Annotated in this window: 20 protein-coding genes; 3 read left to right on the top strand and 17 right to left on the bottom strand. The window is 53.1% G+C overall.

Annotated elements, in window-relative coordinates; all coding sequences use genetic code 11:
- Positions 1 to 104: 104 nt before the first annotated feature.
- The 3 genes from folA to SGR01S_RS10150 form a co-directional block, all read right to left on the bottom strand.
- Positions 105 to 587 (bottom strand): type 3 dihydrofolate reductase, encoded by a 483-nt coding sequence (gene folA, locus SGR01S_RS10140; RefSeq protein WP_037420718.1) that lies wholly within the window; start codon positions 585 to 587, stop codon positions 105 to 107.
- A 142-nt stretch (positions 588 to 729) separates the two neighbouring features.
- Entirely contained in the window at positions 730 to 1,194 is a 465-nt protein-coding gene (locus SGR01S_RS10145) for a threonine/serine exporter (protein WP_061807373.1), read from the bottom strand.
- Positions 1,191 to 1,991, bottom strand: coding sequence for a threonine/serine exporter family protein (locus SGR01S_RS10150; RefSeq protein ID WP_061807374.1), 801 nt, complete (start codon positions 1,989 to 1,991; stop codon positions 1,191 to 1,193). The genes SGR01S_RS10145 and SGR01S_RS10150 overlap by 4 nt, the downstream gene beginning before the upstream one ends.
- Before the next feature lie 127 nt (positions 1,992 to 2,118).
- On the opposite strand from SGR01S_RS10150, the gene SGR01S_RS10155 reads away from it, so the two are divergent.
- Entirely contained in the window at positions 2,119 to 2,733 is a 615-nt protein-coding gene (locus tag SGR01S_RS10155; RefSeq protein ID WP_061807375.1) for a LysE family translocator, read from the top strand.
- A gap of 42 nt (positions 2,734 to 2,775) precedes the next feature.
- Here the strand turns inward: SGR01S_RS10155 and kefC are convergent, their stop codons facing one another.
- From kefC to pvcA, 8 genes are all read right to left on the bottom strand, one after another.
- Positions 2,776 to 4,629, bottom strand: coding sequence for a glutathione-regulated potassium-efflux system protein KefC (gene kefC, locus SGR01S_RS10160; RefSeq protein ID WP_061807376.1), 1,854 nt, complete (start codon positions 4,627 to 4,629; stop codon positions 2,776 to 2,778).
- Positions 4,622 to 5,179 carry a glutathione-regulated potassium-efflux system oxidoreductase KefF gene (gene kefF, locus SGR01S_RS10165; RefSeq protein WP_061807377.1) on the bottom strand — a complete coding sequence of 186 codons (558 nt, stop codon included), beginning with the start codon at positions 5,177 to 5,179 and terminating at the stop codon, positions 4,622 to 4,624. The genes kefC and kefF overlap by 8 nt, the downstream gene beginning before the upstream one ends.
- A gap of 178 nt (positions 5,180 to 5,357) precedes the next feature.
- Positions 5,358 to 8,582: a carbamoyl-phosphate synthase large subunit gene (carB, locus tag SGR01S_RS10170; protein WP_061807378.1), complete on the bottom strand. Its 3,225-nt coding sequence runs from the start codon at positions 8,580 to 8,582 to the stop codon at positions 5,358 to 5,360.
- A 16-nt stretch (positions 8,583 to 8,598) separates the two neighbouring features.
- Positions 8,599 to 9,747, bottom strand: coding sequence for a glutamine-hydrolyzing carbamoyl-phosphate synthase small subunit (gene carA, locus SGR01S_RS10175; RefSeq protein ID WP_061807446.1), 1,149 nt, complete (start codon positions 9,745 to 9,747; stop codon positions 8,599 to 8,601).
- Between the two features lie 470 nt (positions 9,748 to 10,217).
- Positions 10,218 to 11,039 carry a 4-hydroxy-tetrahydrodipicolinate reductase gene (dapB, locus tag SGR01S_RS10180; protein WP_061807379.1) on the bottom strand — a complete coding sequence of 274 codons (822 nt, stop codon included), beginning with the start codon at positions 11,037 to 11,039 and terminating at the stop codon, positions 10,218 to 10,220.
- Positions 11,040 to 11,406: 367 nt separating this feature from the next.
- Entirely contained in the window at positions 11,407 to 12,681 is a 1,275-nt protein-coding gene (locus tag SGR01S_RS10185; RefSeq protein WP_502263831.1) for a glycosyltransferase, read from the bottom strand.
- Between the two features lie 6 nt (positions 12,682 to 12,687).
- Complete coding sequence (locus SGR01S_RS10190) at positions 12,688 to 13,551, bottom strand: TauD/TfdA dioxygenase family protein (protein ID WP_061807380.1); 864 nt, start codon at positions 13,549 to 13,551, stop codon at positions 12,688 to 12,690.
- A gap of 90 nt (positions 13,552 to 13,641) precedes the next feature.
- Complete coding sequence (gene pvcA, locus SGR01S_RS10195) at positions 13,642 to 14,607, bottom strand: L-tyrosine isonitrile synthase (RefSeq protein ID WP_061807381.1); 966 nt, start codon at positions 14,605 to 14,607, stop codon at positions 13,642 to 13,644.
- Between the two features lie 191 nt (positions 14,608 to 14,798).
- On the opposite strand from pvcA, the gene SGR01S_RS10200 reads away from it, so the two are divergent.
- Positions 14,799 to 15,722 carry a LysR family transcriptional regulator gene (locus SGR01S_RS10200; RefSeq protein WP_061807382.1) on the top strand — a complete coding sequence of 308 codons (924 nt, stop codon included), beginning with the start codon at positions 14,799 to 14,801 and terminating at the stop codon, positions 15,720 to 15,722.
- 305 nt (positions 15,723 to 16,027) lie between these two features.
- Here SGR01S_RS10200 and ispH read toward each other — a convergent pair whose 3' ends face one another.
- The 5 genes from ispH to ribF form a co-directional block, all read right to left on the bottom strand.
- On the bottom strand, positions 16,028 to 16,981 hold the full coding sequence (gene ispH, locus SGR01S_RS10205; protein WP_061807383.1) for a 4-hydroxy-3-methylbut-2-enyl diphosphate reductase: 954 nt from the start codon (positions 16,979 to 16,981) through the stop codon (positions 16,028 to 16,030).
- On the bottom strand, positions 16,962 to 17,432 hold the full coding sequence (gene fkpB, locus SGR01S_RS10210) for an FKBP-type peptidyl-prolyl cis-trans isomerase (protein ID WP_061807384.1): 471 nt from the start codon (positions 17,430 to 17,432) through the stop codon (positions 16,962 to 16,964). The genes ispH and fkpB overlap by 20 nt, the downstream gene beginning before the upstream one ends.
- Position 17,433: 1 nt before the next feature.
- Positions 17,434 to 17,943, bottom strand: a complete 510-nt coding sequence (lspA, locus tag SGR01S_RS10215) for a signal peptidase II (RefSeq protein ID WP_037420684.1) — start codon at positions 17,941 to 17,943, stop codon at positions 17,434 to 17,436.
- Complete coding sequence (gene ileS, locus SGR01S_RS10220; protein WP_061807385.1) at positions 17,943 to 20,759, bottom strand: isoleucine--tRNA ligase; 2,817 nt, start codon at positions 20,757 to 20,759, stop codon at positions 17,943 to 17,945. The genes lspA and ileS overlap by 1 nt, the downstream gene beginning before the upstream one ends.
- Before the next feature lie 155 nt (positions 20,760 to 20,914).
- A complete protein-coding gene (gene ribF, locus SGR01S_RS10225) occupies positions 20,915 to 21,853 on the bottom strand; it encodes a bifunctional riboflavin kinase/FAD synthetase (RefSeq protein ID WP_061807386.1) in 939 nt (312 codons plus the stop codon).
- A gap of 390 nt (positions 21,854 to 22,243) precedes the next feature.
- Between ribF and rpsT the strand changes: the two genes are divergently transcribed.
- Complete coding sequence (gene rpsT, locus SGR01S_RS10230) at positions 22,244 to 22,507, top strand: 30S ribosomal protein S20 (RefSeq protein WP_037420676.1); 264 nt, start codon at positions 22,244 to 22,246, stop codon at positions 22,505 to 22,507.
- A gap of 70 nt (positions 22,508 to 22,577) precedes the next feature.
- Here the strand turns inward: rpsT and nhaR are convergent, their stop codons facing one another.
- On the bottom strand, positions 22,578 to 23,477 hold the full coding sequence (nhaR, locus tag SGR01S_RS10235) for a transcriptional activator NhaR (protein ID WP_037420673.1): 900 nt from the start codon (positions 23,475 to 23,477) through the stop codon (positions 22,578 to 22,580).
- Positions 23,478 to 23,625 lie beyond the last annotated feature (148 nt).

Raw genomic sequence — 23,625 nt, forward strand, 5'->3', positions numbered from 1 at the left:
GTGACGAAAATGTTACAACTAAAAGTCAGGAAACCTTTGCCCGCAGAAACGACAAAGGACGCAATCTCTTGCGCCCTTTGTAGGATATTGCTAACACCCGATTATTAGCGGTGTTCTAAAATCTCGAAGCAATAGCTGTGAGAATTCAGCTCGTCAGCATCGTGGAACTCACTGAACGAGGTTTCCCATTCATCCGGCTCATAGTCAGGGAAATGAGTGTCACCACCGACTTCGGCATCGATATGCGTCAGGTACATGCGGTTGGCTCGTGGCAGGAATTGGGTATAAATACGCCCACCGCCCATCACCATGACTTCTTCGACATCGCCAGCAGCGGCCAGTGCTTCGTCCAGCGACGTCGCCCAAGTCACCCCGGTTTCACTGCCAGGACGGCTGCTTAAAACGATGTTATGGCGGCCCGGCAATGGACGACCAATGGACTCGAACGTTTTACGGCCCATAATAACCGGTTTATTCAGCGTGTTACGTTTAAACCACGCTAAATCTGCTGGCAGGTGCCACGGCATGGCGTTTTCCATACCAATAACGCGATCCGCCGCCAAGGCAGCGATCAGGCTGATAATCATTGTTAAACCCTGTGTAGGCAGCAAAATTGCTCACACTATACGTAAAGCCCTATCTGCCGTCGATAGGCTAATCAAGCAATATGAATATATAAGATAGCTCTTATCAGCATAACTAATACTCAATTTTACCGGCTGATCACGCTTAGACTCCCGGGCGTTTCCGATATAGCCACAGCCCGGGTAATGACAGCCCGATCGATAACGCGCCGACGATAAAACAGGCCTTGAGGAAGTTACTCATCAGGGTGGCCATCAGCGCCTCGCTATAACCCAGATGCGAAATTTCCACCACCGAGATCATCGCAGTATAAGCCGGTATCCCTGGGAACATCGGAATCACTGCCGCCACGGTAAACACCTTCGGGTGTGCCAACAGCCAGCGCGACCAGTAAATACCGATCATACCGATCAAAATCGATGCCAAAAACGTGGCCCATTCGATGTTCATTCCTGCGTGCATCATCAGCATGCGTGAACCGTGGCCTACTGCGCCAAGCAGTGCACAATAACGCAGCGCGCGCACCGGCACGTTAAATACCATGGCAAAACCCAGCGCCGGTACCGCCGCCAGCAACATGTCCTGCAGTAAGGCCCAAAGCAAACTCATGACCACCCCCGCAGATCCCACAGCGACATCGCCATCACTACACCGATACAAGTGGCCAGCGTCAGCAAACTCGCCATCGCCCAACGCGCCAAGCCGGTATTAATGTGCCCCTTAAACATATCGGCGACCGCGTTAATCAGTGGGAACCCGGGTACCAGCAGCAGCACGCTGGCAGCCATCGCCACCGTGGAGGTTTGGCTGAATACCGGCAATCGCAGCAGCAAGCCGGAAACCGAAGTGGCGACAAAGGCCGTCAGACAAAAATTGATCAACGGATTCATGTGGCGGGCGGTCAGCATTTGGCGCACCGACATGGCCAGACCACTGGCGATAAAGGTCACGGCAAACGCTTTTTGATCGCCACCGTTGAGCATGCTGAAGCAACCGCAAGATAACGCCACCATCAACACCACCAGCCAGCGTGGATAGCGAAGCGGGCGAATTTTCTGGAGACGGCGGGCCACGTCGTGTGCATCCGCCAGCCGGTGTTCTGCCAAAATAACGATATGTTGCACCTCGGTCACCATCTGCATATTGATGCCGCGATCGACGTTCTTGCGTGTCGTGGTTAAGCATTCACCGTGACTGAGGGTCGTCAACACCACCGCGTTGGCCGATATCGAACTTTCTACGCTGTCCATGCCCAATGCCAACCCCAAACGCGTCGACAACTGCTCCACCACCATACTTTCCGCCCCATGCTGTAACAACAGCAAGGCGCATTGAATACACAGACGGGTGATTTCACGCTGTTGCCGCTGCGGCGGCGGGGTGTCGGTGGTGGTCGGCTGCTGCATGGGGGCCCCTGGTTCATCAAAATAATGTTCATCTTATTGCCAAACATTACCTCATTTGGTTGATGCGCATCAGGAGAAGCAGCGTTATTATCAGCGCAATTAGGCCTTTTGTGCAGAGAGTCAAATCATGCTTGAAACTTCGCTATTCGTTGCCGGTATTGCAGCCTTGGGGATGCTATCACCAGGTCCGGATTTTTTCCTGGTGATCAAGAACGCGGCCCGTTATCCGCGACTGGCCGCCATGATGACCGCCTTCGGTGTGTTCTGCGGCGTCGCAACCCACATGTCTTACTGTGTTGCCGGCTTGGCCGTGGTGATCACCACCACGCCATGGCTGTTCAACGTGTTGAAATACGCTGGGGCGGTATACCTGATCTGGGTTGGGATTCAGGCGTTGCTTTCACGCGGCGGCAGCAAGATGAATGTCAGCAATCTGCCACAACAGCAGGTGAGCCTGAGAAGTGCCTTTGTACAAGGCTACCTGTGCAATCTGCTCAACCCAAAAGCCACGTTATTCTTCCTGGCCGTGTTCACTCAGGTATTGCAGATCAACTCCGGGCTGGGCGAAAAGCTGTGGTACGCGGGAATTATCCTGGGGCTGTCTGCCCTCTGGTGGCCGGCGCTGGTCTTCCTTATTCAAAGCGGGCCAGTACGCCGTGGGCTGGAAAAGACTCAGAAGATCGTCGACAAAGTGCTGGGCGGTATGCTGATTGCACTAGGTATCAAAGTCGCACTGAGTTAACTCTCCGTTACAGGGCGCAGCACCGCGCTGCGCCCACTCGATTTATCCTTTGGCTTCCACCACTTCATCCTCCGGCGCTTTGCCATCAATACTGCCACGCCAACCACTTTGCTGTACCCGAGCCAGTCGATTTTGGTCCTGCTCGATAGCAGCACTGAGCATCTCTTTGGCACGTTGTAGGCTCGCAAGGCGGAATTCAGTATCCTGATAATTTTCCAGTGTTTCTTCCAGCATCTTCAGGTTATAACGCCGGAAGGTATCTGCTTTCTCACGCGCCTCGTAGGCATCCAGCCCCAGCAGCTCCAGTGTTTCACGACCGATACGCAGCGAGCTTTCAAAGGTTTCACGTTCCGGGCTTTCCACCCCCAACTGCCGCAGCTGATACCAGTGATCGACGTCACGTGCACGCGCCACCACCTTCAGATGCGGGAAGTGCCGTTTGGCCAGTTCGGTCAACTGCAAGTTGGCCTCTACGTCATCGATAGCATTAATCAACACCTTGGCATGCTCAGCCCCCGCGGCCTCAAGTAGATCGGCACGGGTGGCATCGCCATAAAATACTTTGGTGTCGAATTTACGCAGTGTTTCAATATGGTCCGGGTCGTGGTCCAACACCACGGTATGCACGCCATTGGCCAGCAATAAACGGCCGGCGATCTGACCGAAACGACCAAATCCGGCGATGATTACGCTGGCATTCTCATCGTCAATCTCATCCGCCGGGCGTTCGTCTTTCGGCGCGTTCTTCTCAAGCCGTGAGGCCACCACTAACAACAACGGTGTCATCGCCATCGACAGAGCCACAGCCAGTGTCAGCGACTTGGCCCATTCTGGCGGTAAAACTCCAGCCAGTTGCGCAGCCGCAAAGATGACAAAAGCAAACTCACTGCCCTGACCTAACAAGATGGCAAACATGCCACGCTGACGTTTCGGCACACCCAGCCACGGTCCAATCAGCCACAGCAACGCTGCCTTGATCAGCATAAAGCCCAACAGTAGCGATGCGATCAGCAGCGGATGGTGGAACAAAGTGCCGAAGTCGATAGACATGCCGACGCCGATGAAGAACAGCCCGAGTAACAACCCTTTGAATGGCTGAATATCGCTTTCCAATGCATGGCGGTATTCAGAACTCGCTAACATCACCCCTGCGAGGAAAGCCCCCATCGCCATCGACAGCCCGGCCATTTCCAGCAGAATGCCAAAACCAAAGACCAGGAACAGTGCCACGGCACTGAAGACTTCACGCATACCGGAACGGGCAACAAAGTGCAGCAGCGGTCGAGTGACATAGCGACCAAGCAGTACCACCGTCGCCAATGCCCCAACCACCTTGGCCGCCGACAGGGCGAATGATGCCAACGTGGTCGCAGTACCGCTGCTGGCCAATAGCGGAATCATCGCTACCAAAGGGATCGCCGCGATATCCTGGAATAACAATGCTGCAAACGCGCTGCGACCAATTGGCGATGGTGTCAGATTACGTTCACTCATCGCCTGCATGGCAATAGCGGTGGAGGACAATGCCAGTGTCAGACCAATCAGCAGCGCAACCTTCCAGTCCAGGCCGAGAAAATAACAAAAAGCACTCAGCGCTAGCCCGCAAGCCGCCATCTGAATAATGCCGCCGCCAAATACCGACGCCCGCAACGTCCACAATCGTTTCGGATCCAACTCCAACCCAATGATAAACAGCATCAGCACGACGCCGATCTCGGCAAAGGTGAGGATCGACTCTGCGTCGGACACCAATTTCAATCCCCAGGGACCAATAATACAGCCGGCAATCAGATAGCCGAGTACCGATCCCAGGCCGAGTCGTACCGCAATCGGCACGAACAGCGCAGCCGATCCCAGATAGATCAGCCCCTCAATCATCATGTTGTGATTATCCATGCTCAACTCCCTGCTCCGCCGGTTCACTGTGTTCCATCAGATATGCAACTAAACGCTGGCGGTAAGCCTCACCGGCAGCAATCAACGCCGGTTCATTGCAAGTAAAGGTGTTATGCACGGCAAAGTAGGGCTGCCAGTTCATGCCACAATACAATGCTGTCGCCTGCAGTGGTTGTGCCAATGCTGCAAAATTGGGGTAATCACCCAGTTCAAAATGGTGTTCATCCCCACCACTGGTAACGGCCCAGAGGACATCTTTCCCCACCAAAGCATCGCCTTCATGGCCATAAGCCCAGCCATGCTCCAGCACTTTATCAATCCACAGTTTCAGTAGCGGCGGTTGGCTATACCACTGTATCGGGTGTTGCAGCACCACCAGATCGGCGCGCTCCAAGGCTTGCTGCTCAGCATTGATATCGATGTTGAAATCGGGATACAGCTCATACAACGAACGGACTTCCACCTCGGGAAGATCCTTTACCGCCTGTAACAGACGTTGGTTGGCATGGGAATGCCGTGGATACGGATGGGCGTAAATAATCAGGATCATGGTTGTCGTCGTTCCTTCGTTCCTTGCCAATACTTCAAGCATATACCAATCACAAGAGTGACAGTTTACGTATTGATTGATAGCGGAAATTTTTAACGCGACACAACAAATTGACTGAAAGAGATAAAAAAGGGCGCTGCAGTTAACTGCGGCGCCCTGATGTTATGGCAATGGGAGATTACTTACCGATGCGTGCGTGCAGCTCTTGTACCGAAGTGACTTGCTCGGTTGGATCTGCCTTCAGCGCCATCGCGGTGGCAAAGCCGCCGTTCAGGGTCGTGTCGTAATGCACTTTATACTGCAGTGCACTGCGGCGAATCAGCTTGGAATCCTCAATCGCCTGACGACCGGCCGTGGTGTTAACGATGTAGGTGTACTCGCCATTCTTGATACGGTCCTGAATGTGCGGACGACCTTCATGCACCTTATTGACCAGACGTGGGTTAATCCCCGCCTCGCCCAATACCACTGCGGTGCCGTGAGTTGCATCCAGCTCGAAACCCTGTTTCAGCAGGCTTGCGGCCAAATCCACCACGCGGGCTTTATCGCCTTCACGTACTGACAGCAGTGCACGGCCCTGTTTTTTCATGCCTGACTGGCTACCAAGCATCGCCTTGGAGAAGGCTTCTGCGAAGGTGCGCCCAACGCCCATCACTTCCCCGGTAGAGCGCATTTCTGGCCCTAAAATCGGGTCAACGCCTGGGAATTTGTTGAACGGCAACACCACTTCTTTCACTGAGTAGTACGGCGGGATAACTTCTTCCGTCACGCCCTGCTCAGCCAGTGTTTTGCCTGCCATCACACGCGCAGCCACCTTGGCCAAGGGTACACCTGTCGCTTTGGAGACGAACGGCACGGTACGTGCTGCACGTGGGTTGACTTCAATCAGGTAGACTTCGTTATTCTTCACAGCAAACTGCACGTTCATCAGGCCACGAACTTGCAGCTCAAACGCCAATTTCTCAACCTGCTGACGCATAACATCCTGAATTTCTTTGCTCAGGGTGTACGCCGGCAGTGAGCAAGCGGAGTCACCGGAGTGCACGCCCGCCTGTTCGATGTGTTCCATGATGCCGCCAATCAGCACCCGCTCGCCGTCGCAAATGGCGTCGACGTCGACTTCTACCGCGTCATCCAGGAAGCGGTCCAGCAGCACTGGCGCGTCGTTAGAAACGCTGACCGCGTTCTGGAAATAACGACGCAGGTCGATGTCGTCATACACGATTTCCATCGCACGGCCACCCAGCACATAGGATGGACGCACTACCAGCGGATAACCGATGCCCGCCGCTTTCTCCACCGCTTGTTCGATGGTGGCAACAGTGGCATTAGCCGGCTGTTTCAGGCCCAGACGATGCACCGCTTGTTGGAAACGCTCACGGTCTTCGGCACGGTCAATGGCATCCGGGCTGGTACCGATAATCGGCACACCTGCTGCTTCCAGCTCACGCGCCAACTTCAACGGAGTCTGGCCGCCGTATTGCACGATCACGCCTTTCGGTTTCTCGATGCGCACGATTTCCAGCACGTCTTCCAGCGTCACCGGCTCGAAGTACAGGCGGTCAGAGGTGTCGTAGTCGGTAGACACGGTTTCCGGGTTACAGTTGACCATAATGGTTTCGTAACCATCTTCACGCAGCGCCAGCGAGGCGTGTACGCAACAGTAGTCGAACTCAATGCCTTGGCCGATACGGTTCGGACCACCGCCCAGCACTATCACTTTCGGACGGTCATTGGTCGGGTTGGACTCACACTCTTCTTCATAGGTGGAGTACATGTAAGCGGTGTCGGTGGCGAACTCTGCTGCGCAGGTATCCACACGTTTGTAAACCGGATGCAGGCCATAACCGTGGCGCAGTTTGCGGATTTCGCTTTCGGCGACGCCAGCCAAAGTGGCCAAACGTGCATCAGCGAAGCCTTTACGCTTCAGGGTACGCAGGAACTCTTGGGTCAGGCCGTTGATGCCGGTTTCGGCCACCTGCTCTTCCAGGCGCACCAGTTCTTCAATCTGTACCAGGAACCAGCGGTCAACGTTGGTCAGGTTGAATACACCGTCAACTGACAGGCCGGCACGGAAGGCGTCAGCGATGTACCAGATACGGTCAGAGCCCGCATCTTTCAGCTCACGACGAATTTTGGTCAACGCTTCCGGGTCATCCAGGCTGACTTTCGGGTCAAAACCTGTGGCACCGACTTCCAGACCGCGCAGGGCTTTTTGCAGCGACTCTTGTTGGGTGCGGCCAATGGCCATCACTTCTCCAACGGATTTCATTTGCGTGGTCAAACGGTCGTTAGCACCGGCAAATTTCTCGAAGTTGAAACGAGGGATTTTAGTCACAACGTAGTCGATAGACGGTTCAAACGATGCAGGCGTACGACCACCCGTGATGTCGTTCATCAGTTCATCGAGCGTATACCCCACCGCCAGCTTGGCGGCGATTTTAGCAATCGGGAAGCCAGTAGCTTTCGACGCCAATGCCGAAGAACGGGACACGCGCGGGTTCATTTCGATGACGATCAAACGGCCAGTTTTCGGGTTAACCGAGAACTGCACGTTGGAGCCGCCGGTTTCCACGCCGATTTCACGCAGCACCGCCATCGAGGCGTTACGCATGATTTGGTATTCTTTGTCGGTCAGCGTCTGCGCCGGTGCTACGGTGATTGAGTCACCGGTATGGATGCCCATGGCGTCGAAGTTTTCAATCGAGCAGACGATGATGCAGTTATCATTCTTATCGCGCACCACCTCCATCTCGTATTCTTTCCAGCCAATCAGCGACTCGTCAATCAACAGCTCTTTGGTTGGTGACAAGTCCAGACCGCGTTCGCAGATCTCTTCGAACTCTTCGCGGTTATAAGCGATGCCGCCACCGGTGCCCCCCATCGTAAAGGAAGGACGGATGATGCATGGGAAGCCAACGTCAGCGGCAACCGCCAGCGCTTCTTCCATGTTGTGTGCGATGCCTGAACGCGCGGTGTCCAGACCGATTTTCTTCATTGCTACGTCAAAACGGCGACGATCTTCAGCTTTATCGATCGCGTCAGCGGTCGCGCCAATCATGGTCACGCCAAACTCGGCCAGCACGCCCTGACGTTCCAGCTCCAGTGCACAGTTCAGTGCGGTCTGACCGCCCATGGTCGGCAGCACGGCATCTGGACGCTCTTTTTCGATGATTTTACGCACCACTTCCCAGTGGATTGGCTCGATGTAGGTCGCATCTGCCATTTCCGGGTCGGTCATGATGGTGGCCGGGTTGGAGTTCACCAGAATTACCCGGTAACCCTCTTCGCGCAGCGCTTTACACGCCTGGGCACCCGAGTAGTCGAACTCACACGCCTGGCCGATAACAATCGGGCCAGCGCCGAGGATCAGGATGCTTTTTATGTCTGTACGTTTTGGCATTTTTTACTGCTCCTGATTATTTGGCGTTAGAACGGTAAGTCTCGATCAGTTCGATAAAGTGATCGAACAGCGGCGCGGCATCATGTGGGCCCGGGCTGGCTTCAGGGTGACCCTGGAAGCTAAACGCTGCTTTATCGGTGCGGTGAATGCCCTGCACCGTGTGGTCAAACAAGGATTTATGCGTGATGCGCAGTTCGGCCGGCAGGTTATTTTCGTCCACCGCAAAACCGTGGTTCTGCGCAGTAATCATGACGCAGTCGTTATCCAGGTCTTTCACAGGGTGATTGCCGCCGTGGTGACCAAGCTTCATCTTCACGGTTTTTGCGCCGCTAGCCAGTGCCAGTAACTGATGGCCAAGGCAGATGCCAAACACCGGAATGTCGGTCTCCAGGAACTGTTTAATCGCCGTGATAGCGTAATCACAGGGCTCTGGGTCACCTGGGCCGTTGGACAGGAAAATACCATCCGGATTCATCTTCAATACATCATCTGCCGGGGTCTGTGCCGGTACTACCGTCAGACGGCAGCCGCGATCCACCAGCATACGCAGGATGTTGCGCTTGGCGCCGTAATCATATGCCACAACGTGGAATGGCAGTTCAGAAGCTGTTTTGGCTTCCGGCAGTTCGCCTTCAAGTGTCCAGCTACCCTGCTGCCAGCTGTAAGCTTCCTGGGTGGTCACTTCTTTAGCCAGATCCATGCCTTTCAGGCCTGGGAAGGCTTTCGCCTTCGCTAACGCCAAAGCAGCATCCGGTGTGTCAGCGGCGATGATGCAACCGTTCTGAGCACCCTTCTCACGCAGCAGGCGAGTCAGCTTGCGGGTATCAATATCGGCAATCGCCACGATGTTATGACGCTTCAGGTAATCAGACAGGCCTTCTTCGTTGCGGTAGTTGCTGGCAATCAGTGGGAGGTCACGAATGACGAGGCCTTGGGCGTGTACTGCGGAGGATTCTTCGTCGGAAGCATTGGTGCCGACATTGCCGATATGGGGATAAGTAAGAGTAACGATCTGGCGGGAGTAGGAAGGATCAGTGAGGATTTCTTGATAACCGGTCATCGACGTATTGAAGACCACTTCCCCCACTGCCGTACCCTCTGCCCCGATGGCCCGACCGTGGAATTGGGTTCCGTCTTCGAGAACCAATAGCGCTGACTTAATCAAAACACCCTCCAAGGAATAATCAATCACAATATTTGCATATTAATTCAGATATCGCGATCTAAATCAATGCAAAAACCGCCCTCAAGGTCAATTTTTGGCAAATTGGGCGCATTTTAATGATGAGTGCTTCACTTGTCTACCCAAAGCGCCATTTTTTCTCTTATTTTTGCACTTCTCGGCGTTTAATAGCCTCAGTCGCCATAAAAACACCGCTAAACTCGGGCTGGTAAACGGTTGCGGGATGGGATGACAGAAAATAGCAATAATGAAGACCCAATATCGGGTTGAAAACATCACCAAAGCCTATTACGAACGAAAAAACCCACAAAAACACAAACAAATACACGTCACTAACAATAATTATGACGAAGACATCATTTTTCATGTTAAAAAAAAGGACAATAAAATTATTGCCCTTTAATCATATGGTTATGATTAATACAACCACATCACGATGGTGTATAAATTAATTACAACTGGTCAAGACCCAGTACATCACGCATATCAAACAGACCTTTATCACAGTCATTCAACCATATAGCGGCTTTAACTGCGCCACTGGCAAAAGTCATGCGACTGGAGGCTTTATGGGTGATTTCCACCCGCTCGCCAATGTCGGCAAACATGGCTGTGTGTTCACCAACAATGTCGCCAGCACGAATAGTGGCAAAGCCGATACTCTTTGGGTCACGCTCGCCGGTATAACCTTCACGTGCATACACGGCGCACTCCTTAAGATCACGCCCTAGCGCACCGGCGATCGCTTCCCCCATCGCCAGCGCGGTCCCTGACGGGGCATCCACTTTATGGCGGTGATGTGCTTCTACAATTTCAATATCGGTATAGTCACCCATCACTTGGGCAGCTTTTTCCAACAGTTTCAGCACCAGATTAACGCCCACACTAAAGTTGGCAGCAAACACGACACCAATCTGCTCGCCAGCAGCGCGGATGGCATCTTTGCCCGCATCGTCAAAACCGGTGGTGCCGATCACGATAGCTTTTTTATGCTCGACGCAGAAAGCCAGATACACCAGGGAGCTTTCCGGACGAGTGAAGTCGATCAGAATATCAAAATCATCGACAACGCTTTCCAGACTGTCGCTAACAGCCACGCCCAACGTACCGATGCCTGCCAGTTCACCAGCATCAACACCGATCAGACTTGAACCCGGGCGTGAAATCGCCGCACCCAGCACCACACCAGGCGTCTGTTGTACCGCCTGGATCAATTGACGACCCATACGGCCGCCGGAACCCGCAATCGCAATGCGGATTTGTGAATCAGTCATACATGCTCTCTTGTCATTGTGATATCAGCACCCGAGATAATCAGAGCGACACCCAGGCTGCAAAGGCGTTTTCCCCGATGAACGTACTCTTACGGGTGAGTGAACACAGCCAACACAGATGCCACTTCAAATATAGTGGGGATATTGGTTCAGGTTAACTGCCACACCTTATCACCACCAGAGGATTCATTTCATAATTAGAAAATTATGATATTCCCTGCTTTTCATCAGTAATGCTGTCAATGGGTTAACATTCGCTGCAATAAACACCCATTCGCGATTGTACATAATCATGCAGTTTTGACTGGATAAAACTGCATAAAAAAGGCACCACGAAGGGTGCCTAAAAGGTCATGAAACGGGTTGTTCACCCGGTTAATGCCACCACTTCCTCAGCGATCATCGCCAGCGCATCATGACGAGCATAATCAGCCTGGACCAGCGCCGCACGCTGTCGATACAGTGGTTGTGCCAGAATCTGCTGCACAGCCTGCCTCAACTGCGCTTCATCCGGATTGCTGGTCTGTAGGTTTACCCCACAGCCCGCAGCGACCACCCGCGTAGCTGCCTCGAGTTTATCCTCCCCCGTACCGGCGACAATCAAGGGGACACCGTGATCCAACGCGGCGTTGATCGAACCGTAACCGCCATTGGTGATCAGCAGCGCCGCCTGCGGCAACCAGTGATCGAAAGAGATAAACTCTTGTACCTTGGCGTTGGCAGGCAACAACGCCAACAGTGCTTCGACCGAACGCCCGCCAGTGGTCGCCAAAACCCGCACTGGTAACTGCGACAGCGCCTTCAGTGTTGGCACAATCAACTGGTGCAGATCGACATTCGCCAGCGTGCCCTGCGAGACGATCACCAACGGACGACGATCTGACTCATCCCAGAGGTCTGGAGTCTGCTCCGCCGTCGCTACATGGCGTAATGGACCGATAAAGCGCACGCTGTCAGGCAAATCGTCACGGGGATATTCCAGCGCCGGGGTGGCCAGTTGCAAAAAGCGATCACAGCCGCCAATCAATGCATCAGTAAACGCTTGTTGCAGTGGCTTACCGCCGGATTGAGCCATCGCAACATCAAAACGCTGTTGCACTTCATCGATGAGCAAACGGGTCGCATCATCCACCAGTTGCTCACGCAGCAGATCACGAGGCAATAATGCGGGGGGTATACGCGGCCCGTAGAAGATCGAATCCGTTGAAGAATACGACAACGGTGTCACGCCAATGCCGAGCACCGGGGGACGATCCATCGTCTGCAGCAGTGGCAACACGCCATAGAAGCAGTTTTCCACCATCAACAAATCCGTGGGCTCAGCCGTAATCGCGATGCGTAATTGCTGATCCAATAGTGGGATCGGCGCAGCAAAAAAATCTTTCAGCGCTAACGCCATCTGTGCATTACCGGGAGGCAACGCAGCACGCTCTGGAAAGTGCTGTTCAAGATAGCGGTAATCAAAATCCACCCGCTCATCAAAGGCGATAAATTGCGCGCCAGCTGCTTCGGCACGTTCACGAAACAGGGCACCGGTCATCACCCGAACCTGATGCCCTTGCGCAATCAGGTGTCGAGCAATGCTCAGCATCGGATAAACATGACCCGGCGTTGCCACCGCGGTCATCAGAATACATGCCATAACGGGTTAAACCTCTGCGTTAGCCGGCTTCAGCGCCAGATTGGCGCACACCGGGTTACTCTGAATATGCACGCGCTGCAAATGGCGTGCGGAACGGGCCGTGAAACCTTCACGGCCGTGCAATAATGAGAAGTTGTCAGCTATGACCACGTCACCCTGCTGCCATTGATGGGCATAATAGTGGCGCGGATCGTACAGGTGCTGCTGCAACGTCTGATGGAAAGCCTCCTGTTGATCTTGCGGCACGCCGTGGTATTCCAAAGCATGCTGATTCAGGAATTTCTTGCCCTCGGTCGGTGGCTCGTTGTAACGCATGATCTGCCCATGGCCGCTTGGATGCGTCACCACCAGTGGCGAACATACCTCACCGCCATAGTGCACCACCTGCTTAATACGGTAGGAGATCGATACCGTCAGCCATTGGGCCAATAGTGATTCATCGGCATTGGCCAGCAAGCGTGTGGTATCTACAAAGGTAGTCCGCCCGCCTTCATCCTGTGAAGGTGCAGCGACGCAGTGGAACAGCTGGAATTCTGGAATGGTCGGCTTGTACATACCATCCCAATGCAGTGGCACATAACTGCTGTCGAAAATGTGGTCCTTGGCGTCCGGGTGTTCTTTCACGTCCAACACAGCACCGAACGGCCACATCATAATGTCTCCCCACCCCTCGGCATAATGAGTCAGTACCTGTGGGTCGTTAAAGCCGGAGTCAAAGCCGCGCAACACCAGCAGATGATGCTGCTGCGCTAATGCCCGCAGTGCAGCTACCGGCAGTTCGCTGATGTGCTGCCCAGAGTGCATAGGGGTCAGTACCGCACCAAAGGGGGTATTCAGTTCAATGCGGCAGTTCAGTGTTTGATTGTCCATCAGTAACTCTCCTTGAATCGAATTTGCTGCTCACACGGCAACCGTGCCGTTAAAAGACGCCCGCCAAGATTGCGGGCGTAATGTGGCCTATTACGCCATTTGAGGCTGTTCGATCAGGTAATGGCTGGGTGTCCCGCGGATCGTTACCAGCTCACCCGCTAACTGTTGAGCATCCTTGCGCTTCATCAATACAAACTGTCCGTTGATGTTCGCCGCTACACCGTGCCACGGGGTCAGCCAATCATCTTTTGTTGGCATCATATGGATGCCCATTTTCAGGCTGTCCGAAGGCTGCGGATGAATAGACAAGCGTATCGCCGATGGGAAATGCTGGGCCAACAAATTGCCCCAAGCCCAGCTACGCTGTATCACGCCACACGCACGTTGTTTGGCATCTTTTTGCAGCGCCGCGTTGGAACCAACGTAATCAGGAAGTTGACTGTCTTCATACAAAAAGCGGGTGATGGCACGATACAGCTGTAACCCTTGTTCATCCTGCATCAACTGTTGTTTGATCGTCGTTTCCGATTCGGCATAGCCGTCGACCAGCAACTGACGCAGGAGATCGTAATCACCGGTATGTTCGGCCAACCCTTCCACGTCGCCCAGGTTGAACACGCTCAGGTGAGTCGCCCCAACTTCGTGTAACAAGTTTTCAATTTCGCGCTGATAATGGTTAATGGCGTCGTCGCTGACGCGGATCAAATCACCGAAAACATGACCGTCAGAACAGATGACGATATGCGCACCTGGCGGGTAATAAAGCTGAATACGCTGGCAGAGAGAATTAAGGAATATCAGCGACAGCCGTTCTGCCATATCGGGCACCGAACCAATCACCTTATTAGTATTAGGTGATTTTGTTGGGAAGGCCGGGAGTACAAATTCAATACGCTGTTGGTTTTCAATAAATGCACGGATACGCGGTAATTGTACCTGAGAAACGGCATGTTCTTCCTCATTGTTTGAGGTTTCCAATCCTGGGAACCGACGTCGATATTGCAATAGCTCATGAAGGATTTTTAACGATATTGTATTAATACGAGCACTATCCACAATTAACTCCTGTTCAGATGTGGCGCAGGCAATTTATTCGCAAACGCAATAAGACTTATCAAAAAGAGAGATGACGCTCGGGAAATAAGTCTGCCCTCACGATTTATCTGCTTCAGGCAATATAGAAGAGAAAATGCTATATTATTAGCCCGTATAATTCACAATCTTGGTTAAGTTGAACTTAACAAACTATGAGTAATATTCTAAAACGCATGGCCATTTTTTCTAAAGTTGTCGATTGCGGCGCGTTCAGCATGGCAGCCAAAGAATTAGGCATTACTACTTCCGCCGTCAGCCAGCATATCCGCTTGCTGGAAACCGAACTGGGCATTCAATTACTTCTACGTTCTACTCGTTCATTGAGCCTGACCGAGGCCGGACTGTGTTTTTATGAGGATTGTGTACTGATGATCCATGCAGCCGAACGGGGACAGCAGCGTATCGCTGCCCTGCGCGGCGAACTGGCGGGGGAATTGCGCGTCGCCACCTCCACGGAGTTTGCCACCCATTATCTGGTGCCGGCGCTGCAAAGCTTCCTGGACGAACACCCACGGATCACACTGAGATTGGAGATTCATGACGAAAAAATCGACCTGATAGGCCAACGCATTGATCTGGCAATTCGTGGTGGTGTGTTAGCCGACTCCAGTTACGTCTCGACCCGGCTGGCACGCTTTCGCGAAGTCCTGTGTGCCTCTCCAACCTACCTTGCCAGCCACGGCATACCCGATAGTCCTCAGTCACTAACCCACCACCAATGGGTCACTTTTACTCCCTTGGGCAATCCGCAGTTTGTTCGCCTGCTCCACCATGACGGTGCAGAACATCGGTTGCGAATGACCGGACGTTTATTTACCAATAACGGCATGGCGATGAAAGAATTGGCACTGGCTGGCAAAGGAATCATCCGTAATTTCTTTGTCAATGTTGAGCGTGAATTACACAACGGTGATTTGGTGGAAGTGTTACCCGAGTGGCGATTACCCGATATTAATTGCTATGCCATTATGCCAAGAAGGGACAGCCAACCATTAAAAGTTCGCCGTTTATTAGAGCATATGAAAATCCATTTACAGAAAAAAGAGAAGCATTCTTTAGAGCAGTTCAGAACTTAATGAAATAAGAAGTTTCCGTAACACCACTTAATTTAGTTATTTAACTTTTCAGCCCATTGCTGACCAGCACCAGAGCTCATTTAGATTGCAGACTAATGATATTATCCTTAATAACTCTCTCACTTCCTATATAAGTATTTCCTCTATCATTAATTCAAATTGTCAGAACAAATTTGACTTTAAATAGCAGAAAATTTGAATTAGCCCCATTTCCCTACTCAACGTTATACTTTTATTTCCTGGCACCGCCCCCAAAAGCAAAACGGGGAGCCTAGGCTCCCCGTTATCTTATTTGTAGCTGATGCTTATTCAACCTGCTTGATATCAACCCGCAGCTCTTTCGGCACTTCAAACACGATGTTCTCTTCGCGTCCACTGACTTCCTGCACGTTAGCACCACCCAGCGCCTTCAGACGACTGATCACATCCTGAACCAACACGTCAGGTGCGGATGCTCCGGCGGTAACACCAATATTACGGGCACCTTTCAGCCAGGCTTCCTGAATGTCAGCCGCGGAGTCAATCAGATATGCCGGCTCGCCGACACGCTGAGCCAACTCCGCCAGACGGTTAGAGTTAGACGAGTTTTTCGACCCCACAACCAGAACCACATCCGCATCACCAGCCAGGTTACGTACTGCTTCCTGACGGTTAGTGGTGGCGTAGCAGATATCGTCCTTACGCGGGCCGATAATGCTCGGGAAGCGCTTGCGCAATGCATCGATCACGTCAGACGTATCATCCACCGACAATGTGGTTTGTGTCATAAAGCACAGGTTGCTCTCATCCTTCACCTGCAGCTTCCACACATCATCTGGCGACTCGACCAGGTACATGCCCCCTTTAGGGTTACTGTACTGGCCCATGGTGCCTTCCACTTCTGGATGGCCCGCATGACCAATCAGGATCGCCTCGGTACCACGGCGACTGGCTCGCGCCACTTCCATATGTACTTTGGTTACCAGTGGGCAAGTTGCATCAAACAGCATGGTCAAATCACGTGCTTTGGCTTCTGCTCGTACCGCCTGAGAAACACCGTGCGCCGAGAAGATCAAAATAGACCCATCCGGCACTTCGGTGATTTCCTCAATGAACACCGCCCCGCGCTCACGCAGGCTATCTACCACATAGCGGTTATGCACCACTTCGTGGCGTACATAGATAGGCGCGCCGTAAATTTCCAGCGCACGTTCAACGATACTGATCGCACGATCAACCCCAGCACAGAAGCCGCGTGGGTTAGCCAGCAATATTTGCATGCGTCTCCTCCTGCTGCGGATCGATCTCCAGCACTTCGATATCGAAGGTTACCGGATGGCCCGCCAGCGGATGGTTGAAATCAACGGTAATCGAATCTTCCGCCACTTCACGTACTACGCCTGGCATTTCGCTACCATCGACAGCGGTAAACAGCATAATTGTGCCGACGTCCGGCACCCCGGTTTCCGCGAAATCGCGACGCGAGAAGAACTGGACCAGATCCGGGTTCTCTGCACCAAATGCCGCTTCCGGCTGTAAGGTAAAAGCACATTTGTCGCCCGCACTCAGGCCAAGCAACTGTGCTTCCAGCGGCTCGGACAAACTGCCATCACCCAAACGGAACAGTGCCGGTTTGCCACTGCTGCGGGTGGATTCTGCGGTCGAACCATCTTCCAGTTTCAGCGTGAAGTGCACCAGCACTTCACTGCTACTGTTAACCTGAGCCGTCATATTACTCACCTTTGCTCTTTGCGCTTTTGTTCGCCGGCGACAAGAAGCCTTCCAGCACGATCATCGCCGCCCCTACGCAAATAAAACTATCTGCAAGGTTGAAAGTCGGGTAATGCCAATCGCCTACGTAGAAGTCGATAAAATCGACAACAAAACCGTGCCATAAGCGATCGAACAGGTTACCAAGCGCACCGCCGATGATAAAAGCATAGGCGATATTGTTCAGCTTCTGCTGTGCACTGCTGCGGTACATCATCACCAACAGCACCGCCACGATAGCCACCGCAATACCGGCGAAGAACCAACGCTGCCAGCCGCCATGATCGGCGAGGAAACTGAACGCAGCACCGTAGTTGCGCGCATAGAACAGATTGAACGACGGGATCAATGGCTGAGACTGGCCCAGCACAAAGTTACCGAGGATCCACTGCTTGCTGGCAAAATCCAGTACCAACACGACGACTACCAGCCACAGCCAGCGCAAGCCGGTCGAACAAATAGGTTTACTCATTAGGCAAACTTACGCTTTTCGCCGTCGCCGGCTACGTTGATAACACAGCGGCCGCAGAGATCTGCATGCTCCGCCACCAAACCGATATCGGTGGTGTAATGCCAGCAACGCGGGCATTTCTCACCCTCAGCGGTGCTGAAGGCAATTTTCAGGCCCTTCACCAGTTCTGACGTCAGTGCATCTACTGGCGCATCAGCCAGAGGTGCAACGCGCGCGCCAGAGGTCAGCAGCACGAAGCGCAACTCATCCTGCAGGCTGTTGAGACGTTCAGCCAGTTCGCTATCGGCATACAGCGTTACTGCGGCTTCCAGCGAGCCACCAAGACGCTTGTCTGCACGTGCCTGTTCCAGCACCTTGTTCACTTCGCCACGCACTTTCAGCAGTTCAGCCCAGAAAGCATCGTTCATGCCTTCGCCTTCAGCCAAACCAAACAGGCCGTCGTACCACTCTTCAGTGAACACGTACTGCGCACGTTTGCCCGGCAGGAAAGCCCAGATTTCATCGGCAGTGAACGACATGATCGGCGCCATCCAACGTACCAATGCTTCTGCGATATGGAACAAAGCAGTCTGGCAGCTGCGACGGGCGACACTGTCGCTCTTCGCGGTGTACTGGCGATCTTTGATGATATCCAGGTAGAAGGAGCCCATCTCGACAGAACAGAACTGCATCAGGCGTTGCACTACTTCATGGAAATCGTAGTTGGCATAAGCCTGTTCGATATCCTGTTGTGCCGCCAGAGCACGACCTACTGCCCAGCGATCCAGTACCACCATGTCTTCCGGTGCAACGCAATCCGTGCTCGGTTCGAACCCGTTCAGGTTCGCCAGCAAGAAGCGCGCTGTGTTACGGATGCGGCGATAAGAATCAGCAGAACGTTTCAAGATCTCGTCAGATACCGCGATTTCACCGGTGTAGTCGGTAGAGGCTACCCACAGACGCAGGATGTCGCCGCCCAGCTTGTTCATCACATCTTGTGGACTGATGGTGTTGCCGATGGACTTGGACATTTTACGGCCCTGACCGTCCACGGTGAAACCGTGAGTCAGCACTTCTTTATACGGCGCTTTACCTTTCATGGCGGTTGAGATCATCAGTGATGACATGAACCAGCCGCGGTGTTGGTCAGAGCCTTCCAGATACATGTCGGCGCCATGACCATTGAACTCAGGGCGAACGTCGACTACGGAAGAGTGGGTCGAACCGGAGTCGAACCACACGTCCAGGGTATCTGGCACTTTCACGTAGTCGGCAGCATCCGCGCCGAGAATGTCGGCTGCGTCCAGATCCCACCAGGCCTGAATACCATCTTGCTCAACACGTTTTGCCACTTCTTCCATCAGCTCTACGCTGCGTGGGTGCAGTTGTTCTGTGTCTTTATGCACAAACAGTGACATCGGCACACCCCAGGTACGCTGACGTGAAATACACCAGTCCGGGCGGTTAGCGACCATGGTTTCGATGCGCGCCTGGCCCCACTCTGGGATCCACTGCACGCCTTTGATCTCTTCCAGCGACTGCTTACGCAGGCCTTTTTGATCCATGCTGATGAACCACTGAGGCGTTGCACGGAAGATGATCGGCGTTTTGTGACGCCAGCAGCATGGGTAACTGTGAACCAGTTTTTCCACATGCAGCAATGCACCTTTCTCACGCAGCAGATCAACGATCAGATCATTGGCCTTAAACACAAACTTGCCATCCAGCAGCGGATGAGTACCCGGCAGATAACAACCGTTCGGCCCTACCGGGTTGGCAATTTCCAAACCGTATTTCTGACTGATAACAAAGTCATCCGGGCCGTGGCCACCTGCGGTATGCACCGCACCGGTACCCGCGTCCAGCGTGACGTGCTCACCCATGATCGCCGGTACGTCGAAGCCCATGAATGGGTGTTCAAAACGCATCAGGTCAAGATCGGCACCTTTGCAGCTGCCCAGTACGGTCCACGCGCTGATACCGGCGCGTTTCATCACGCTTTCTACCAGTTCAGCCGCCAGCACTAGGCACTGACCTTCGACCTGCACCAGTTGATAAGCAAATTCCGGATGCAATGAAATTGCACGGTTAGCAGGTAAGGTCCATGGGGTCGTGGTCCAGATCACCAAAGAAATCGGGCCATTGAAGCTGGTCACACCAAATTTGGCCGCTACCGCTGCCGCGTCAACCGCGTGGAACGCCACATCGATAGACGGTGAAGTCTTGTCGTAATATTCCACTTCCGCTTCTGCCAGCGAAGAACGGCAATCGGTACACCAGTGCACCGGTTTTGCGCCTTTCAGCAGATGACCATTGCTGATGATCTTGCCCAGCGCGCGGATGATGTTGGCTTCGGTTTTGAAGTCCATGGTCAAATACGGGTGATCCCAGTCGCCCAGCACGCCAAGACGGATGAAGTCTTTCTTCTGGCCTTCAACTTGTTCAGCGGCATACTCACGGCATTTGACACGGAATTCCGCCGCGGTGAGTTTCTCGCCCGGCTTACCGTACAGTTGTTCGACTTTCAGTTCGATCGGCAGGCCATGGCAGTCCCAACCTGGGACATAAGGCGAGTCGAAGCCGGACATCCCTTTCGACTTGATAATAATGTCTTTGAGAATCTTGTTAACCGAGTGACCAATGTGAATGCTGCCGTTCGCATACGGAGGGCCGTCATGCAAAATGAAGGTTTTTTTGCCCTTTTTGGCAGTACGAATAATCCCGTACAGATCCTGTTCATACCAACGTTGCAGCATGCCAGGTTCGCGCTTGGCCAGATCGCCACGCATCGGGAACCCTGTTTCCGGCAAGTTCAGGGTATTCTTGTAGTCACTCATGAGATTCTCGTTTCCGTTTTCGGCTATTTACCCCCCACACTTCAAGCTGCATCTTTGTTGGCCGCCCTTTCTCATCCGAATCACTTGCCTGTGCAAGCTCTTCGGATTCGTGCGGTTGCCGCCGCGATGCAACTCGAATTATTGAGGGTAAACGATTAAACCAGTGTTTTTAACCCGAAAAACTTCCGGGCCGTCACCACATCATTGGCGATTTGCTGCTTCAGGGCATCGAGCGAAGCAAAACGCTGTTCATTGCGCAATTTCGCGCGGAGCACCACGTCAATATGGCGCCCGTAAAGATCCATTGTGACATCCAACAGATGGACTTCCAGCTGTTGGCGCACGCCGGCAACGGTTGGTCGCGTACCAATATTGGCTACGCCAGGTAGCGGTTCAGGCCCCAGGCCATACACTTCCACCGCATAGACCCCTTTTACCGGTGCAACCAGGCGTTTCAGCGGCAGGTTGGCCGTAGGGAAGCCGATGGTGCGGCCCAGTTCATCACCGTGTACTACTCGGCCTGAAATGCTGTACGGATGACCCAACAGCGTTTCAGCCTGCGCCAGATCATCATCACGCAGTGCATTGCGAATCGCCGTACTGCTGATACGTTGATCGCCTTCACGGAAGGTCGGCGTGCTGATCACTTCAAAACCGTATTCTATCCCGGCTTTTTGCAATAGCGGAAAATCGCCCTGACGCGTCGCGCCAAAGCGAAAATCATCCCCGACCATCAGGAATTTCACGCCCAGTTTTTCCACCAGCAATTCGGCAACGAACGCCTGTGCCGTGTTGGCGGCAAAACGCGGGTCAAACTTGACGCACAGCAGGTAGTCAACGCCCGCTTGCGCCAGATATTTGGCCTTATCACGCAAACGCGTGAGTCTGGCCGGTGCCTTGTCCGCTGCAAACATTTCCAGCGGTTGCGGCTCAAAGATCATGACCATCACTGGCAGCCCGAGGCGTTGCCCCTCTTGTTTCAGCTGCTCCAGCAACGCTTGGTGACCGCGGTGTACGCCGTCAAAGTTGCCGATGGTGAGCACACAACCATGGTGGCGTGCCCGGATATTGTGAATGCCGCGAATTAGCTCCATAGCTGGCTCAAAACAGTGGAAATCGCCGGATTATACCTTGTACAGCGGTTAAGGTTAACCCGCGATTGGTGCCTTTGTGTAATAGACATACCATACCGGAGATAATCTGCAGGTGAAACGCCCTAACCGCAGTTTATCCGGCAACATGAAGCTGATTATCGACCACGACCAACAGCTTGCGGCCAATACAGCAACTCATTGGCGAATTTTCTCGCGAAACACTGTATTCCCATGACCGAAGCTGGTAAAATCCTGCCCCATCACAACGTAGCAAGTGCCGCCCGTACAAACGGCGCTTATTTGCACAAATCCGTTGACAAACGAAGACTAAAAGGGGATATTCCTCGGCCTTCGAATTGTCCTCAATAGAATATATTTGGGAGTTGGACCTTGGCTAATATCAAATCAGCTAAGAAACGCGCCGTACAGTCTGAGAAACGTCGTAAGCACAACGCTAGCGGCCGCTCTATGATGCGTACCTACATCAAGAAAGTAGAAGTTGCTATCGCAACTGGCGATAAAGAAGCTGCAAAAAACGCATTCCTCGTGATGCAACCAATCGTGGACCGCAAGGCAGCTAAAGGCCTGATCCACAAAAACAAAGCAGCACGCCATAAGTCAAATCTGACTGCGCGTATCAACGCAATGCAATAAGCATTACGTTATCTGCTTGATAAAAAAACCGGCTCAGGCCGGTTTTTTTACGTCTGCTGTTTTCACCGCTCTAGTAAGTAAACAGTGCAGAGAAATCCTTGTTGCACACCCGTTGTACCGCGGGATGCTGGATCATACGTTCGGCAAAAATGATGTAGTACTCTTCCTGCACGCTATCAATGCGCCCAATCTCCACCACGTCATCATCGTTATAGGTATCTTGCGCATACAGCGTCGGTGCAACGAAGATCGCGTTGTGGTACATGCCAAAGGTCTTCATCAGGGCCGCATCATCAAATTCGCCCAAGATCTCTACCTGGATACCCTGGGTGTTAAACCAGTTAAGCAGCTTACGCCCCAGCATCGAACGCCGGCCTGGAATGAGCAGCTTGCGCTGTTCAAGACAAGCGGGGAACGGTAAGTCCGGCGCCGGCTGGCGGCAAAAGAAGCTGATACCGCATTCACCCAGCTTGAGCGAAAACAACCCTTCTTGCTGGCTGGAGTCCACCGGGCAATCTGACAAGATCATGTCGAGCTTATGTTGGCTGAGCTGTTCGAGCAGCATCTCGTGCGTCGACTCAAAGCAACGCAGATGAATTTGCTCATTATCCACCACTACCGCGGTCTCCAGAACCTGACTCACCAAACGTTTGGACAGCGCATCCGCGACCCCAACGTCGAACAGCAGGTTAGATTCCTTGCGATAATTGACAATATCCAGCATTTCCTGGCTGAGCATAAACATCTTGTCGGCGTAGCGGAAAACCAGCTGCCCCAATTCAGAAGGCACTAGCCCACGCCCCTGACGCTTGAACAGCTTGCCGTCCAAACGTTCTTCCAGTGCTTTGATCTGGCCGGTAATGGTCTGCGGCGTCAGAAACAATGCTTCAGCGGCGCCGACCACCGAACCTTCCTTGCAGACCTGCCAGAAGTAGTAAAGGTGATTAAAGTTAATATGCGACATCCTCACGAGGTGCTCTCCTTAACATTTCGTCAGGTTAAACGATCGACCGTGACGAGCGACTAATGTCCTTTCCCTGTTTCAGACAACCTGTTGCTGCATTCGTCCCAAACAGAACGGTCGAAGCTGCGCATATTTTATACTGCGCAGCTCCGAC

Origin of the sequence: Serratia grimesii NBRC 13537, from assembly GCF_001590905.1 — a bacterium.
Lineage (GTDB): Bacteria > Pseudomonadota > Gammaproteobacteria > Enterobacterales > Enterobacteriaceae > Serratia > Serratia grimesii.

Bases quoted from the DNA above. Each gene is read 5' to 3' on its own strand.
- folA (WP_037420718.1), bottom strand. From the start codon at position 587: ATGATTATCAGCCTGATCGCTGCCTTGGCGGCGGATCGCGTTATTGGT.
- SGR01S_RS10145 (WP_061807373.1), bottom strand. From the start codon at position 1,194: ATGAGTTTGCTTTGGGCCTTACTGCAGGACATGTTGCTGGCGGCGGTA.
- SGR01S_RS10150 (WP_061807374.1), bottom strand. From the start codon at position 1,991: ATGCAGCAGCCGACCACCACCGACACCCCGCCGCCGCAGCGGCAACAG.
- SGR01S_RS10155 (WP_061807375.1), top strand. From the start codon at position 2,119: ATGCTTGAAACTTCGCTATTCGTTGCCGGTATTGCAGCCTTGGGGATG.
- kefC (WP_061807376.1), bottom strand. From the start codon at position 4,629: ATGGATAATCACAACATGATGATTGAGGGGCTGATCTATCTGGGATCG.
- kefF (WP_061807377.1), bottom strand. From the start codon at position 5,179: ATGATCCTGATTATTTACGCCCATCCGTATCCACGGCATTCCCATGCC.
- carB (WP_061807378.1), bottom strand. From the start codon at position 8,582: ATGCCAAAACGTACAGACATAAAAAGCATCCTGATCCTCGGCGCTGGC.
- dapB (WP_061807379.1), bottom strand. From the start codon at position 11,039: ATGACTGATTCACAAATCCGCATTGCGATTGCGGGTTCCGGCGGCCGT.
- SGR01S_RS10185 (WP_502263831.1), bottom strand. From the start codon at position 12,681: ATGGCATGTATTCTGATGACCGCGGTGGCAACGCCGGGTCATGTTTAT.
- SGR01S_RS10190 (WP_061807380.1), bottom strand. From the start codon at position 13,551: ATGGACAATCAAACACTGAACTGCCGCATTGAACTGAATACCCCCTTT.
- SGR01S_RS10200 (WP_061807382.1), top strand. From the start codon at position 14,799: ATGAGTAATATTCTAAAACGCATGGCCATTTTTTCTAAAGTTGTCGAT.
- ispH (WP_061807383.1), bottom strand. From the start codon at position 16,981: ATGCAAATATTGCTGGCTAACCCACGCGGCTTCTGTGCTGGGGTTGAT.
- fkpB (WP_061807384.1), bottom strand. From the start codon at position 17,432: ATGACGGCTCAGGTTAACAGTAGCAGTGAAGTGCTGGTGCACTTCACG.
- lspA (WP_037420684.1), bottom strand. From the start codon at position 17,943: ATGAGTAAACCTATTTGTTCGACCGGCTTGCGCTGGCTGTGGCTGGTA.
- ileS (WP_061807385.1), bottom strand. From the start codon at position 20,759: ATGAGTGACTACAAGAATACCCTGAACTTGCCGGAAACAGGGTTCCCG.
- ribF (WP_061807386.1), bottom strand. From the start codon at position 21,853: ATGGAGCTAATTCGCGGCATTCACAATATCCGGGCACGCCACCATGGT.